At 70.6% G+C, this 14859-nt stretch carries 11 protein-coding genes and 1 tRNA gene; 1 reads left to right on the top strand and 11 read right to left on the bottom strand.

Features of this window, described 5'->3' with window-relative positions:
• Positions 1-3 precede the first annotated feature (3 nt).
• Entirely contained in the window at positions 4-1368 is a 1365-nt protein-coding gene (locus tag JOD52_RS06890) for an ABC transporter substrate-binding protein (protein WP_204409163.1), read from the bottom strand.
• A gap of 34 nt (positions 1369-1402) precedes the next feature.
• Complete coding sequence (locus JOD52_RS06885) at positions 1403-2026, bottom strand: ANTAR domain-containing response regulator (RefSeq protein ID WP_017823597.1); 624 nt, start codon at positions 2024-2026, stop codon at positions 1403-1405.
• A 105-nt stretch (positions 2027-2131) separates the two neighbouring features.
• On the opposite strand from JOD52_RS06885, the gene JOD52_RS06880 reads away from it, so the two are divergent.
• Positions 2132-2214, top strand: a tRNA-Leu gene (locus tag JOD52_RS06880).
• A gap of 69 nt (positions 2215-2283) precedes the next feature.
• Here JOD52_RS06880 and pyk read toward each other — a convergent pair.
• The 9 genes from pyk to JOD52_RS06835 all read right to left on the bottom strand — a co-directional run bounded on the left by pyk (position 2284) and on the right by JOD52_RS06835 (position 14831).
• On the bottom strand, positions 2284-3759 hold the full coding sequence (pyk, locus tag JOD52_RS06875; RefSeq protein ID WP_017823598.1) for a pyruvate kinase: 1476 nt from the start codon (positions 3757-3759) through the stop codon (positions 2284-2286).
• 98 nt (positions 3760-3857) lie between these two features.
• The gene (locus tag JOD52_RS06870; RefSeq protein WP_017823599.1) at positions 3858-5345 is read right to left on the bottom strand and encodes a glutamate synthase subunit beta; all 1488 of its coding nucleotides are present in this window, start codon (positions 5343-5345) and stop codon (positions 3858-3860) included.
• Positions 5338-9903: a glutamate synthase large subunit gene (gltB, locus tag JOD52_RS06865; protein ID WP_204409162.1), complete on the bottom strand. Its 4566-nt coding sequence runs from the start codon at positions 9901-9903 to the stop codon at positions 5338-5340. Before gltB ends, JOD52_RS06870 begins: the two co-directional genes overlap by 8 nt.
• Before the next feature lie 137 nt (positions 9904-10040).
• On the bottom strand, positions 10041-10985 hold the full coding sequence (lgt, locus tag JOD52_RS06860) for a prolipoprotein diacylglyceryl transferase (protein WP_017823601.1): 945 nt from the start codon (positions 10983-10985) through the stop codon (positions 10041-10043).
• Positions 10982-11854 (bottom strand): tryptophan synthase subunit alpha, encoded by an 873-nt coding sequence (gene trpA, locus JOD52_RS06855; RefSeq protein ID WP_017823602.1) that lies wholly within the window; start codon positions 11852-11854, stop codon positions 10982-10984. The genes lgt and trpA overlap by 4 nt, the downstream gene beginning before the upstream one ends.
• Positions 11851-13263, bottom strand: a complete 1413-nt coding sequence (gene trpB, locus JOD52_RS06850; RefSeq protein WP_017823603.1) for a tryptophan synthase subunit beta — start codon at positions 13261-13263, stop codon at positions 11851-11853. Before trpB ends, trpA begins: the two co-directional genes overlap by 4 nt.
• The gene (gene trpC, locus JOD52_RS06845) at positions 13260-14093 is read right to left on the bottom strand and encodes an indole-3-glycerol phosphate synthase TrpC (protein WP_017823604.1); all 834 of its coding nucleotides are present in this window, start codon (positions 14091-14093) and stop codon (positions 13260-13262) included. The genes trpB and trpC overlap by 4 nt, the downstream gene beginning before the upstream one ends.
• Before the next feature lie 37 nt (positions 14094-14130).
• Complete coding sequence (locus tag JOD52_RS06840) at positions 14131-14583, bottom strand: DUF2752 domain-containing protein (protein WP_338124057.1); 453 nt, start codon at positions 14581-14583, stop codon at positions 14131-14133.
• An 8-nt stretch (positions 14584-14591) separates the two neighbouring features.
• Positions 14592-14831, bottom strand: a complete 240-nt coding sequence (locus JOD52_RS06835; RefSeq protein WP_017823606.1) for an HGxxPAAW family protein — start codon at positions 14829-14831, stop codon at positions 14592-14594.
• Positions 14832-14859: the final 28 nt, after the last annotated feature.

Raw genomic sequence — 14859 nt, 5'->3', positions numbered from 1 at the left:
GCGTCACTGCGATGAGTCAAACGTGGTGGCGGAGCCGGCGATCAGTGCGCCGGCCGGTCCGAACGTGTAGGTGCGCATGCTGCCCTTGGCCGCATCCCCGACGCCGCCGACTTCCAGTGCACCGGTACGACCCTGGTAGGCGATCGTTCCGCGCGACCCGTTCGCGAGCTCATCGCGCAGGGTCTGGCGGCACAAGCCGTAGTCGGTGCACTCCGCGTCGCCGGTGAGAACCTTCTGCACATTGGCCGCGATGCTCGAGCCCTTGGTGGACAGACCGTTCTGCGCGGCGAGGCAGGCAAGGACGACGGCGTCGTACGCCTGCTGGGAGTAGGCGTAGCCCAGCTCCAGCAGATTGCGGTCGCGGTCCAGCATCATGTTGATGTGATCATCGGTCAGCTCGCCGCCGGGCTCCCAGCCGGTGGCGCGGGTGAGGCACTCGGGAGCGAGCTCGTCCTTGGTGTAGTCGACGGTGGCCGCAGGGCTCAAGCGCACCGGGATCTCGATGGTGGGGCGGTTGCCCTCGTCCAGGGTGGCCTCGTGAAGGGCGGAGAGCAACGGGCCGGCCTCGGCACCGCTGTTGACCACGAGCAGCGCGGGGTGGGCGGAGACCACCTTCTGCACGATGGCGCCGATGTCCCCGATCTCGCCGAATGGGTAGAAGTGCTCGGCCACCACGTTCACACGGGCCGGGTTCCCGAAATGGACGATCCTGTCCTTCAGGTCCTTGCCCTGGGTGGTCTCCTCCGACACGTACACGATCGTGCCGCTCGCACCGACGCGTGGAGAGTTGCCCCCGCTCTTGGACTCATCCACGATCATCGTGGCGATGATGTCGTTGTTCGGCGTCAGACGCGTCAGCATGTTGGCGGCGTCGACCTCGGGGCCCCTCAGGGTCATTCCGGAGGTGAACACGTCGATCACGGCGATGTCCGCCTCGACGAAGTGCGGCAGTGCGGCCAGCAGCGCATCCTCGTCCAGGGAACTGATCACCGCGGTGACGCCCTGGTCGGCCAGAGCGGCGACCGCTTGGGAGATGTCCTCACCGGGGTCGGCCATCACATGGCGGGGCACCATCGTCACGTCGTGACCGAACAGCCCTTCCCAGCGGGCGTTGACGTCGATCATCGCCTCTTCCACGGCGATGGAGATCTGCTTCTCGAAGGTGCTGGACCGCCCATGTGCGGACCCGAGCGAACCCAGCACGAGGGCCTGGTCCGGCTCGGCGAGCGGATCGGCCGACGGCGGCGGGGTCGTCTTCTTGCGACGCCCGCGACCGCGCAGCCCTCCCTCGCCGCAGCCGCTGAGCGCACCGGCCCCGAGCACGCTCGCGCCCAGCGAGCTCATCAGCGCACGACGCGAGATTGCCATGGCCCCGACTCCTTCCCCGCTCCCCCGCGGCAGGTCAGTCCTTGCTCTGGCCCCCGCCGAGCTGGTCGACGACAGCGTCGGCCACCTCGCGCATGGTCAGACGACGGTCCATGGAGGTCTTCTGGATCCAGCGGAACGCCTCCGGCTCGCTGAGGCCCATGTTGGTCTGCAGCAGGCCCTTGGCGCGGTCCACGCGCTTGCGGGTCTCGAAGCGCTCCCCCAGGTCCTGGATCTCGGACTCGAGCTGGGTGATCTGTGCGTGCCGGGAGATGGCGATCGCCACCGCGGGCAGCAGGTCGGCGGGGGTGAAGGGCTTGACCACGTAGGCCATGGCACCCGCGTCGCGGGCACGCTCCACCAGTTCAGCCTGCGAGAACGCGGTGAGCATCACCACGGGCGCCAGCGACTCCTCACCGATCTTCTCGGCCGCGGTGACACCGTCGACCTGCGGCATCTTCACGTCCATGACCACGACGTCGGGACGCAGCTCGCGGGTCTTCGTGATGGCGCTCTCGCCATCGCCGACCGCCGCGATCACCTCGTAGCCGGCCTCGGTGAGGGTCTCGACGATGTCCATCCGGATCAGGGACTCGTCCTCAGCGACGATCGCAGTGCGGCGGGGCTTTTCGTCGGGGGAAGTGGGGGTCTCGTCGTTCATGTCACCCTGTGTCTCGTTCGAGGGGGTCGGACACGGGGGGAACCCCGCCGGTCCTGACCGGTGGTCATCAGCGCTATCCTAGTCCAGCGCCGCTTCAGCGGCTGCGCCGGGTTGGCGGAACGGTAGACGCGGTGCACTCAAAATGCACTGTCCGTGAGGGCGTGCGGGTTCGAATCCCGCACCCGGCACCGTTCGACGACGGCGGCGCCCGGTCCTGTGACCGGGCGCCGCCGTTCTCGTGTGATCAGTGGATCTGATCAGGCCTGCTGCTCGGGCCCAGCGGCGATGCGATCGGCCTCGATGCGGGCCGACTCGGTGCCGGAGAGGTCACCGATGCGGTGCACGCGCAGCGAGTTGGTGGAGCCGTGCACACCGGGGGGCGAACCGGCCGCGATCACGACCAGGTCGTTGTTCTGCAGACCCTTCTGCTCGCGCAACAGCTCGTCCACCACGCCCACCATGGCGTCGGTGTCCTTCTGCATCGGCACCAGGTGCGCCTCGATGCCCCAGGACAGCGCCAGCTGGTGGGCGACCTCCTCGTAGGGGGTCATGGCCAGCAGGGGGATGGTGGGACGCAGGCGGGCCAGACGGCGCGCGGTGTCGCCGGACTCGGTGAAGGTCACCAGGTACTGCGCGGAGAGCTGGTCGCCGATCTCGGCGGCCGCGCGGGTGATGGCGCCGCCGCGGGTGTGCGGGATGGTGCCCAGCGGCATGATCCGGTCGGCGCCGTTCTCCTCGGTGTTGGTGATGATGCGCGCCATGGTGCGCACCGCCTCGAAGGGGTAGGCGCCCACGCTGGTCTCACCGGAGAGCATCACGGCGTCGGCACCGTCGAGGATGGCATTGGCGCAGTCCGAGGCCTCGGCGCGGGTGGGCCGGGGGCTGGTGATCATCGACTCCAGCACCTGGGTGGCCACGATCACGGGCTTGGCGTTGCGGCGGGCCAGCTCGATGGCGCGCTTCTGGACCAGGGGCACCTGCTCCAGCGGCAGCTCGACGCCGAGGTCGCCACGGGCCACCATGATGCCGTCGAACGCACCGACGATGGAGCGCAGAGCCCGGACGGCCTGCGGCTTCTCGATCTTCGCGATGACGGGGACACGACGCCCCTCCTCCTGCATGATGCGCAGCACGTCGTCCATGTCGTGGGCATCGCGCACGAAGGACAGGGCGATCATGTCGGCGCCGAGGGCCAAGCCCCAGCGGAGATCAGCGATGTCCTTCTCGCTCATCGCGGGGACGGAGACGGCGACGCCGGGGAGGTTGATGCCCTTGTTGTTGGAGACGGGTCCGGGCACCTCCACCACGGTGGTGACGTCGGTGTCGCTCACGTCGGTGACGCGCACGGTGACCTTGCCGTCGTCAATCAGGAGGACGTCGCCGGGGCGGCAGTCGCCGGGCAGACCCTTGAACGTGGTGGAGACGCGCTCCTTGGTGCCCACGATGTCATCGGTGGTGATAACGAAGGTGTCGCCCACCTCGAGCTGGTGGGGGCCGTTCTCGAACTTGCCCAGACGGATCTTCGGACCCTGGAGGTCCACCAGGACGGCCACGTTGCGGTCGAGGTCCTTGGCGGCGCGACGGATGTTCGCGTACACCTGCTCGTGATCGTCGTACGTGCCGTGGCTGAGGTTCATCCGGGCGACGTTCATGCCCGACTCGATCAGCGTCCGGATCTGCTCGTACGTGTTGGTCGCCGGACCGAGTGTGCAGACGATCTTGGCTTTACGCATGTCAACCCATCTGTAGAAGCGTGTACGGGTGCGTTCCCCGGAAACAGGAACGCCCGTAGGTGCTCCTGAGAACAGGGGGTCGCATCACCGGGATCCGTTCACAGTGTAAGGGGCGAGGCTGAAGGGTGTACCGGGACCGGCAATGACGAGCTCCCCATCAGATGTGCATCGACGGCTGCTGCGGCCGCGCGTCCCTCGGCGATCGCCCACACGATCAGGCTCTGACCTCGGGCGCAGTCCCCTGCGGTGAACACTCCGGGCACGTCGGTCTCCCAGTTCGCGGAGTGCTCGATGTTGCCCCGGCGGTCGCGCGCCACGCCGAGGGAGTCGAGCAGGCTGTCGCCTCCGGGTCCGGAGAACCCCATGGCGATCAGCACGAGCTGTGCGGGCAGCACCTGCTCGGTGCCGGGGGTGGGGACACGCCGGCCGTCCTCGAACCGGGTGCGGGCCACCCGGATGCCGGAGACGGCCCCGGCCTCGTCCACCTCGAAACCGGTGGTGGAGGCCAGGAAGGAGCGGTCCCCGCCCTCCTCATGGGACCCGCTGACCTCGAACAGCACCGGGTGGGTGGGCCAGGGGTGGCCGGCGTCGCGCTCGGCCGGGGGCTGCTGCCCGATGGCGAGGGTGGTCACTGAGCGTGCACCTTGGCGCAGGGCGGTGCCCAGGCAGTCCGCACCGGTGTCGCCGCCGCCGATGATCACCACGTCCTTGCCCTCGGCGGTGAGCGGGTCCGCCAACCAGTCACCCTCCACGAAGCGGTTCGCCTGGGTGAGGTAGTCCATCGCCGGGTGGATGCCGGTGGCCTCGCGTCCATCGACCGGGAGGTCCCGCGGCACCTGGGCGCCGATGGTGAGGATCACGGCATCGAAGCGAGCACGCAGCTCCGCAGCGGAGAGGGCACCCTCCCCTGTGCCGCCCACCTCGATCCCGGTGCGGAAGCAGGTGCCCTCGGCGCGCATCTGCTCCAGGCGACGCTCCAGGTGGCGCTTCTCGAGCTTGAACTCGGGGATCCCATAGCGGAGCAGACCGCCGATGCGATCGTCCTTCTCCAGCACCACCACGGTGTGGCCGGCGCGGGTGAGCTGCTGGGCGGCGGCAAGCCCTGCGGGCCCGGAGCCGACCACGGCGACGGTGCGCCCCGTCTGCCGGGTGGGCTCCACCGGCTGCACCCAGCCCTCCTCGAAGGCCCGGTCGATGATGGAGACCTCGATGTTCTTGATGGTCACCGGGGGCTGGTTGATGCCGAGCACGCAGCTGGACTCACAGGGGGCGGGGCAGGCACGGCCGGTGAACTCGGGGAAGTTGTTGGTGGCGTGGAGGCGTTCGGCCGCTTCGTGCCAGTCCTCCCGGTACACCAGTTCGTTCCACTCAGGGATCAGGTTGCCCAGGGGGCATCCCTGGTGGCAGAAGGGGATCCCGCAGTCCATGCAGCGGCCCGCCTGCCGGGAGACGCGGCTGAGCCCGTCGGGTCCGCCCTTCTCCCGGATCTCGTACACCTCACGCCAGTCCATCAGGCGCACGGGAACGGGGCGACGCGGCGGCAGTTCGCGGTCGCGGTGCTTGAGGAAGCCGCGGGGGTCAGCCATGGGAGCCCTCCAGGATCGTGTTCCACACCTCGTGGGAGTCGGGGTCGATGCCGTTCTCGACGGCCTGGTCGCGCAGGGCGGTCACCCGTAGGAACTCCCGCGGGGCGATCTCGGTGATCCGCGCGAGGGTGGTCTCAGGGTCCTCCAGCAGTGCTGCGGCCTGCGGGGAGCCGGTGCGGTGAGCGTGCTCGGTCAGGGCCTCCAGCACGAAGCCGCGATGGTCCTTGCGCAGTGGGGTGATCTCGAAGGTGTCGGCGTCGGCGGGGTTCAGGCGGGAGGGGTCCAGGTCCAGCACGAACAGGGTGCCGCCGCTCATCCCGGCGCCGAGGTTGCGGCCGGTGGGGCCCAGCACCAGCACGGCGCCGCCGGTCATGTACTCGCAGCCGTGGTCGCCGATGCTCTCCACCACGAGCGTGGCGCCGGAGTTGCGCACGCCGAACCGCTCCCCCGCACCACCGGCCAGGAACATGCGGCCGCTGGTAGCGCCGTAGGCGCAGGTGTTGCCGGCGATGGTCATGGGCTCCGAGGTGGTCTGCCCGCCCAGACCGATGGCGATGATGCCTCCGGACAGGCCCTTGCCCACGTAGTCGTTGGCATCGCCATGCAGCTCGAGGGTGATACCGGAGGGGAGGAACGCGCCGAGCGACTGACCACCGGTGCCGTCCAGCTCGAGGCGGATGGTGTCGTCGGGCAGGCCCGCGCCGCGGTAGCGACGGGTGACCTCGTGGCCGAGCTGCGTTCCCGCGCTGCGCTGGGTGTTGCGCAGGGTGTCGCGGATGACGACGGGCTCGCCACGGTCGAGGGCCGGTGCGGCCTGCTGGATCCAGGGGCGGTCCGCGGCCAGTTCCAGGGCGTGGTGCTGGTCGCGCATGCGGCGCACGTGATCGCCCTCGCGCACCTGCGGCTGGGACAGCACCGGGCTCAGGTCCAGGCCCTGCTGCTTGTAGTGGCCCACGGCGTCGTCCACGTCCAGCAGGTCGATCCGACCCACGGCCTCGTCGATGGAGCGCAGCCCGAGGGATGCCAGGTGCTCGCGGACCTGCTCGGCGATGAACTCGAAGAAGGTGATCACGAACTCGGGGGTGCCGGTGTACCGCTCACGCAGCTCGGGGTTCTGGGTGGCGACGCCCACGGGGCAGGTGTCCAGGTGGCACACCCGCATCATGATGCAGCCGGAGACCACCAGCGGGGCGGTCGCGAAGCCGAACTCCTCGGCGCCCAGCAGGGCCGCCACCACCACGTCGCGGCCAGTCTTCATCTGCCCGTCCACCTGCACGGTGATGCGATCGCGCAGGCCGTTGAGCAGCAGGGTCTGCTGCGCCTCGGCCAGCCCCAGCTCCCACGGGGTGCCGGCGTGCTTGAGCGAGTTCAGGGGGCTCGCGCCGGTGCCGCCGTCGTGGCCGGAGATCAGCACCACGTCGGCATGGGCCTTGGAGACCCCGGTGGCCACGGTCCCCACCCCGAAGCGGGAGACCAGCTTGACGTGGATGCGGGCCGCGGGATTCGCGGACTTCGCGTCGTGTATCAGCTGGGCGAGGTCCTCGATGGAGTAGATGTCGTGGTGCGGCGGCGGGGAGATCAGCCCGATGCCGGGGGTGGAGTGGCGGGTGCGTGCGATCCACGGGTACACCTTCTGGCCGGGCAGCTGGCCGCCCTCGCCGGGCTTGGCGCCCTGTGCCATCTTGATCTGGATGTCGCGGGCGAAGGTGAGGTACTCGCTGGTCACGCCGAAGCGGCCGGAGGCGATCTGCTTGATGGCGCTGGATCGCTCCGGGTCGTGCAGGCGCTCAGGGTCCTCGCCGCCCTCCCCGGAGTTGGACATGCCGCCCAGGCGGTTCATGGCGATCGCGAGCGTCTCGTGGGCCTCCTGGGAGATGGAGCCATAGCTCATCGCGCCGGTCATGAAGCGCTTCACGATCGATTCGACCGGCTCCACCTCCTCCACCGGGATCGCTGCGGTCTCGTCGGTGCGGAGGCGCAGCAGGCCGCGCAGTGTCAGCAGGTGCTCGGAGCGGTCGTCCACCAGGTCGGTGTACCGGCGGAACTCCTCGTACTGGCGGGTGCGGGTGGAGTGCTGCAGGCGGAACACGGTCTCGGGGGTGAACAGGTGCGGCTCGCCCTCGCGGCGCCACTGGTACTCCCCTCCCACCTCGAGGCGGCGGTGCGGCAGCTCGGTGCCGTCCGCCGGGTGGGCACGGCGGTGCCGCGCGGCGTTCTCCTCGGCGATGACGTCCAGCCCAATGCCGTCGATCCGGCTCGTGGTGCCCGGGAAGTACTGCTCGACGAGTTCGTGGGACAGACCCACGGCCTCGAACAGCTGGGCCCCGCGGTAGGAGGCGACGGTCGAGATGCCCATCTTGGACATGATCTTCAGCACGCCCTTGCCGAGGGCCTTGATCAGGTTGGCCACGGCCTGGGCACCGGTGACCCCGCCCACCACGTCGCGGCGCACCAGGTCCTCGGCGGTCTCCATCGCCAGGTAGGGGTTCACAGCGCTGGCGCCGTACCCGATCAACAGGGCCGCGTGGTGGACCTCGCGCACGTCCCCGGCCTCCACGAGCAGGGCGGCGCGGGTGCGACGGCCGGTGCGGATCAGGTGGTGCTGCACCGCGCTGGTGAGCAGCAGGCTGGGGATCGGAGCCAGGTGTGCGTTGGAGTCGCGATCGGAGAGCACCAGGAAGGTGGCGCCCTCGTCGATCGCCGTGACCGCCTCCTCGCAGATCTCGGTGAGGCGCTGCTGCAGGCCCTGCGCTCCCGAGGCGACGGGATACAAACCGCGCAGGCGCACGGTGTGGAGGTCGGCGGTGCGAGGTGAGGCGGAGATCGCGAGGATCCGTGCGAGCTGGTCGTTGTCGATGATCGGGAAGTCCAGCGCCAGCTGCCGGGCATGGGCCGGGGTGGCGTCCAGCAGGTTGCGGGACTCACCGATGGTCACTCCCAGGCTGGTGACGATCTCCTCGCGGATCGAGTCCAGCGGCGGGTTGGTGACCTGCGCGAACATCTGGGTGAAGTAGTCGAACAGCAGCCGCGGCCGGTCCGAGAGCACCGCGATCGGAGTGTCGGTGCCCATCGCGCCGATCGGCTCGATGCCCTTGGCGGCCATGGGGGCGATGAGGATGCGCAGCTCCTCCTCGGTGTAGCCGAAGGTCTGCTGCCGCCGGGTGACGGAGGCCCGGGAGTGGCCCACGTGCTCCCGCTCGGGCAGCTCGGTGACGTGGACCTTCTGCTCGGCCAGCCAGCGACCCCAGGGGTGCTGTCCCACCACGTCGTCGCGCACCTCCTGGGCCGGGACGATCCGCCCCGCCGAGAGGTCCAGGCAGAACATGTCACCGGGGGCGACACGGCCACGGGCGGCGACGTCGGCGGGGTCCATCGGGATCATGCCGGCCTCGGAGCCCACCAGGACCAGGCCGTCGTTGCCCAGCCACCAGCGCAGGGGGCGCAGGCCGTTACGGTCCAGGGTGGCGCAGGCCAGCGTGCCGTCGGTGGCCATCAGTGCGGCCGGCCCGTCCCAGGGCTCCTGCAGGCAGGCGTGGAACTCGTAGAAGGCCCGCAGGTCCGCATCCATCACCGGGTCGTTCTCCCAGGGCTGCGGGACCAGCATCATCATCGCGTGGGGCAGGGAGCGCCCGGACAGCTGCAGCAGTTCGAGGGCCTCGTCCAGGCTGGCGGAGTCGGAGGCCCCGGGGGTGTTCACCGGCAGCAGGCGCTCGAAGTCCTCGCCGAAGGCGTCGGTGGCCATGCGCCCCTCGGCAGCGCGCAGACGGTTGCGATTTCCCACCACGGTGTTGATCTCGCCGTTGTGGGCGAGCATCCGGAAGGGCTGGGCGAGGGGCCAGGACGGGAAGGTGTTGGTGGAGAAGCGGGAGTGGACGATCGCCAGTTCGGTCTCGAACCGCTCATCGCGCAGATCGGGGTAGAAGGCCCCCAGTTGGGCGGTGGTGAGCATCCCCTTGTAGACCATGGTGCGGGTGGACAGGGAGGGGAAGTAGGTCTCGGTCCCGTGCTCCACGCGTCGGCGCACCGCGAACGCGGCCCGCTCGAGGTCCAGTCCGGCACGGCAGCCCTCTGCGTCCACCAGCACCAGCTGGACGATGTGGGGCCGGGTGCGCTCGGCGGAGGGGCCCACGAGCCCGTGGACCACCGGGACATCGCGCCGGGCGAGGATCCTCAGGCCCTCCGAGGCGGCGATCTGCTCGATCGCCTGCAGCTGCCCGGCACGTTCGGTCTCGTCGCGGGAGAGGTACAGGCAGCCGGCCGCGTACTGCCCGGCCGGGGGCAGCTCGGCATCGGACTCGGCGGCCAGCTCCTCCCGCAGGAAGCGGTCGGGCATGAGGGTGAGGATCCCGGCGCCGTCACCGGTGGTCTCCTCGGCGCCCACGGCTCCGCGGTGCTCGAGGTTCTCCAGTGCGGTCAGCGCCAGGGTGACGATGTCGTGCCCGGGGGTGCCGCGCAGGGTGGCGACCATCGCTGCGCCGCAGGCGTCCTTCTCGTCCTCGGGCCGGTACAGGCCCTGTGCCGGGGGGATGGCCGAGAAGCGGGCGGACAACGGTCGCATGCGCATCCCTCCAAGGGTGTGGTGAACCGGGCGAGCATATAGCCAGCGCGGTCACGGCGCCACGTCGGTTTCCGGGATGCGGACACCCCGGTCACGGGGAGGTAACGGCCGCGGGGAGGCAACGGCCACGGAGTGCCTCAGCGTTGGGGTGAGATCGGCCCGGATCCTCTGTCCGTTCCCGCTCCGGCCGCGGTGGGGCCTGAGCCGGGGCCCGATGGCTCTGCGGCAGGGTCCGGCCACTGGAAGGAGCCGTCGGCCGCGACCACCTCTCCCCCGCGCTTCTGCTTGCGCATGGTGAGCGCGACGAGCACTGCGACGGCCACGACGGCCATCACGATGGCCACCAGGGTGTGGATGCGCAGCGGTCCCACCATCAGCACCGGTTCGCTGCGGATGGCGTCGATGAAGGCGCGCCCGGTGGAGTAGATCGCTACGTACGCCCAGAACACGCGACCGCCTGCGAGGTGGAGGCGGCGGGAGAGGAACAGCAGCAGTGCCATGCCTGCCAGCAGCCACAGCTGCTCGTACAGGAAGGTGGGGTGGTAGGTGCCGGGTTCGCAGCCGCCGATGCGGTCGCCGTTGGTGACGCAGGTGATGTCCCAGCCCCAGGGCAGGTCGGTGGGCGGGCCGTACAGCTCCTGGTTGAACCAGTTGCCCAGCCGACCGATCGCCTGCGCCACCATCAGGGTGGGGGCGATGGTGTCGGCCAGGGCCGTGAAGGACACGCCCTTGGCGCGGGCCATGAGGTACACGGCCAGGGCACCACCGGCCACGGCCCCGTAGATCGCCAGGCCCCCCTCCCAGATGTACAGGGCGGAGACCGGGTCCCCACCGGGACCGAAGAACGGGGCCGGGGAGGTGAGCACGTGCCAGATGCGGGCGCCGATGATCCCGGCGAACACGGCCACGAACACGATGTCGAAGAGGTCGTCGCCGTTGCCGCCGCGCGCTTCCCACCGCTTGGTGGCCCACCACAGGGCGACCCCGATGCCGGCCAGGATGCACACGGCGTAGAAGTACAGGGTCAGCGGCCCCAGGGAGATCGCGGAGATCGGGGGGCTGGGGATCAGGGCGAGGCTCATGCGCGGCCCTCGGCGGAGCCGGCAGTGGGCCGGTTGCCGGTGCGTGCTCGGTCCACGCCCGCACGCAGGTCGTCCGCCACTGCGGCCAGGGCAGTGAGGTCGTTGCCGCGGCCGGCGTCCTGCGCCTCCAGCAGGGTGCGCACGAAGGCGGAGCCCACGATCACACCGTCGGCGTAGGCCCCCACCTGGGCTGCCTGGTCCCCGGTGGAGACCCCCAGTCCCACGCACACGTTCTGGGCGCCGGCGTCGCGGGTGCGCTGGACCAGGCCCTCGGTGGCGGCGGAGACGCTGGTGCGGGTGCCGGTGACCCCCATGGTGCTGGCTGCGTACACGAAACCGGTGGTGTGCTCGACGACGTGTTCGAGTCGGTCCCGCGGCGAACTGGGTGCGACCAGGAACACGCGGTCCAGTGCGTGGGTCTCGGATGCGGCGAGCCAGTCACCGGCCTCGTCGGGGATGAGGTCCGGGGTGATCAGCCCGGCGCCGCCGGCGGAGGCGAGGTCGCGGGCGAAGGCGTCCACGCCGTATGCCAGCACGGGGTTCCAGTAGCTCATCACCAGGATCGCGGCGCCGCGGCCGGAGAGCTGCTCCACCGCCGTGATGACGTCGCGGTTGCGCACTCCGCCGGCGAGGGCCGCGGTGGCGGCGCGCTGGATGACGGGGCCGTCCATGACGGGATCGGAGTAGGGCAGGCCCAGCTCGATCATGTCGGCGCCGTGGTCGATCAGGGTGCGGGCGGCATCGATCGAGCCGGCCAGGTCGGGGTATCCCACGGGCAGGTAGCCGATCAGTGCGGCGCGGCCCTCGGCGCGGGTGCGCTCCAGCACCTGCGCCGATCGCAGCCTGTCGCCGTGCGCGTGCTCGCTCATGCGTCCTCCTCCGTGCCGGCGGTGGCGGCATCCATCGTGGTGCGGGCCAGGTCCCGCAGCGGCGTGAGGTCCGCGCGCCCGTGGCGGACGGCGCCGTCGGTGCCAGTGGCTGCGGCGTCCTCCGGGTCGGTGCCGTCTGGACTCGTGCCATCGTCGGACTCGTCGGCAGGGTCGCCGTCCAGCAGGCCGAACCACTCCGAGGCGGTGTGGACGTCCTTGTCGCCGCGGCCGGAGAGGTTCACCAGGATCACGGCGTCCTTGCCCAGCTCCTTGCCGAGGGCGAGGGCACCGGCCAGGGCGTGGGAGGACTCGATGGCCGGCATGATGCCCTCGGTCATCGACAGCAGGGCGAAGGCGTCCATCGCCTCGGCGTCGGTGACGGCGCGGTACTCGGCACGGCCGATGTCGGCCAGCCACGCGTGCTCCGGCCCGATACCCGGGTAGTCCAGTCCGGCGGAGATCGAGTGGGACTCGATGGTCTGGCCGTCCTCGTCCTGCAGCAGGAAGGAGCGTGCCCCGTGCAGCACACCGGGGGTGCCGCGGCCGATGGTGGCCGCGTGGAAGTCGGTGTCCACACCGTCGCCGGCGGCCTCGCAGCCGATCAGGCGCACGTGCTCCCCGGGCTCGGTGTCGTCGAGGAAGGCGTGGAAGATGCCCATGGCGTTGGAGCCGCCGCCCACGCAGGCCACCACGGCGTCGGGCAGGCGCCCTACGCGGTCGAGGACCTGGGCGCGGGCCTCTTCGCCGATGATCCGCTGCAGGTCCCGCACCATGGTGGGGAACGGGTGGGGCCCGGCGACGGTGCCGAAGATGTAGTTGGAGGTCTCCACGTTGGTGACCCAGTCGCGGAATGCCTCGTTGATGGCGTCCTTGAGGGTGCGCGAGCCATGGGTCACGGGCACCACCTCGGCGCCGAGCAGGCGCATCCGCGCCACGTTCAGGGCCTGCCGGCGGGTGTCCTCCTCTCCCATGTAGATGGTGCAGTCCAGGCCGAACAGGGCCGCGGCGGTGGCGGTGGCCACGCCGTGCTGACCGGCGCCGGTCTCGGCGATGACGCGCTTCTTGCCCATGCGCATGGTCAGCAGCGCCTGGCCCAGCACATTGTTGATCTTGTGCGAACCGGTGTGGTTGAGGTCCTCGCGCTTGAGAAGGATCCTGGCGCCGCCGGCGAGGCGTGAGAAGCGCGGGGCCTCACTGAGCAGGGAGGGGCGGCCGGTGTACTCCTCCGCCAGGCGCTGCAGCTCGGCGATGAAGTCCGGGTCCACGATCGCCTTCTCGTAGACCTCGGAGAGCTCGTCGAGAGCGGGCACCAGGGCCTCGGGCAGGAATCGCCCGCCGAAGTCGCCGAACCAGGGCCCGGCGTGGGAGCGCAGGTCGCCGGTGGGGCGGGACAGGTCTGGAACGGTCACTGGGGACCTCCTTCGGTGGCGGGGCGACCGCGGCGGGCGACGTCGCGGAAGGACTGGACGGTGGTGAGGGTGTCACCGGAGGTGACCAGTGCCTCGCCCACCAGGACGGCGTCGGCTCCGGCGCGGGCGTAGGCCTCGACATCGGCGACACTCGCGACGGCGGACTCGCCGATCGCCAGGACGTGCCCGGGGATGTCCCCCAGCAGTCCCGCGGCGCGGTCGAGGTCGACGTCGAGGGTCTTCAGGTCGCGGGCGTTGACCCCGACGATCGCGGGATCGATCGCCAGCGCCCGCTCGAGCTCCTCGGGGGTGTGGGTCTCCACCAGGGCCTGCATGCCCAGCTCGGTGGTGAGGTCGTGGAAGTCCCGCAGCTGCTGGTCGTCCAGCGCCGCGACGATCAGCAGGATCAGGTCCGCGCCGTGGGCGCGTGCCTCGAGGATCTGGTACGGGTCCACCACGAAGTCCTTGCGCAGCAGCGGCACCTCCACGCGAGCGCGCACGGCGTCGAGATCGGCCAGGGAGCCTCGGAAGCGGCGCTGCTCGGTGAGCACGCTGATGGCGCCGGCACCGCCCTGCTCGTAGATGGCGGCGAGATCGGCGGGGGCGGGGATGCTGGCGAGCTCGCCCTTGGAGGGGCTGGACCGTTTGACCTCGGCGATGAGGCCCAGGGTGCTGCCGTCACCGCGCAGCGAGGCCTCGGCGTCGAGGGCAGGGCCGATCTCGACGGCGAGACGCTCGAGGTCGCGGCTGCCGACCGCGCGGCGTCGCTGCTCGAGGTCCTCGCGGACGCCGACGATGATGTCGTCGAGGACGGTTCCGGTGGTGGTCACGATGGGACTCCTGGGATGGGGTGCAGGCCGGGCCGGCTCAGGCACCCACGAACGAGACGGGGGCCAGGAACCAGAAGAAGGGCAGGTTCCGGAGGATGCCGAAGACGACGGCGATGACAGCGCCGGCCAGGACGACGCTCGACGGCGGTGCTGCGGTCCGCAGGCCGCGCATGCGGCGCAGCGTCCACCGGCCGAAGCCGAGCGCGACCGCGGGCAGCGCCACCATCAGCACTGCGTTGCTGCGGAGAGCGAGCGCGAGATCACCGTCGAGCAGGGCGTGGACCGAGCGGATCGCTCCGCATCCGGGGCAGTGCAGACCGGTGAGGTGGTACACGGGGCACAGCGGCACGTCGGTGCGGAACGGGTCGAAGACCGCCTGCACCAGCAGCGCGACGGCGAGTCCCCCGGCTGCGAGAGCAAGCGGGAGCAGTGCACGGCGGGATCCGCGGGCGGGACCGACGGGCGCCCCCTGGGGGCGCTCGGTCCGCACCGCGGATGTCACCGTTCCTCGGCCTTGGTGGACTTCTGGCCCAGTCCCGCGAAGGACAGGCCCACACCGGCGACGATGGCCAGCGCCATCACCCCGGCACCGACGATCATGAACATGGATTCGCCGCGCACCATCCCCAGAGCCACCAGGACGGCACCGAGGACCACACCCAGGTTGAGGGTCCAGGCAGCCACGGTCTTGCCCTCGTTGTGGGGCGGGGGCGGCGGGACGGCGTAAGTCTTCGGCATGGTCCTTCTCCGGGGTCAGGGCAGGGTC

It is taken from the genome of Brachybacterium muris (genome assembly GCF_016907455.1).
Classification (GTDB): Bacteria; Actinomycetota; Actinomycetes; order Actinomycetales; family Dermabacteraceae; genus Brachybacterium; species Brachybacterium muris.
This window is presented reverse-complemented; position numbering and strand designations above follow the sequence as displayed.

Bases quoted from the DNA above. Each gene is read 5' to 3' on its own strand.
- JOD52_RS06890 (WP_204409163.1), bottom strand. From the start codon at position 1,368: ATGGCAATCTCGCGTCGTGCGCTGATGAGCTCGCTGGGCGCGAGCGTG.
- JOD52_RS06885 (WP_017823597.1), bottom strand. From the start codon at position 2,026: ATGAACGACGAGACCCCCACTTCCCCCGACGAAAAGCCCCGCCGCACT.
- pyk (WP_017823598.1), bottom strand. From the start codon at position 3,759: ATGCGTAAAGCCAAGATCGTCTGCACACTCGGTCCGGCGACCAACACG.
- JOD52_RS06870 (WP_017823599.1), bottom strand. From the start codon at position 5,345: ATGGCTGACCCCCGCGGCTTCCTCAAGCACCGCGACCGCGAACTGCCG.
- gltB (WP_204409162.1), bottom strand. From the start codon at position 9,903: ATGCGACCGTTGTCCGCCCGCTTCTCGGCCATCCCCCCGGCACAGGGC.
- lgt (WP_017823601.1), bottom strand. From the start codon at position 10,985: ATGAGCCTCGCCCTGATCCCCAGCCCCCCGATCTCCGCGATCTCCCTG.
- trpA (WP_017823602.1), bottom strand. From the start codon at position 11,854: ATGAGCGAGCACGCGCACGGCGACAGGCTGCGATCGGCGCAGGTGCTG.
- JOD52_RS06835 (WP_017823606.1), bottom strand. From the start codon at position 14,831: ATGCCGAAGACTTACGCCGTCCCGCCGCCCCCGCCCCACAACGAGGGC.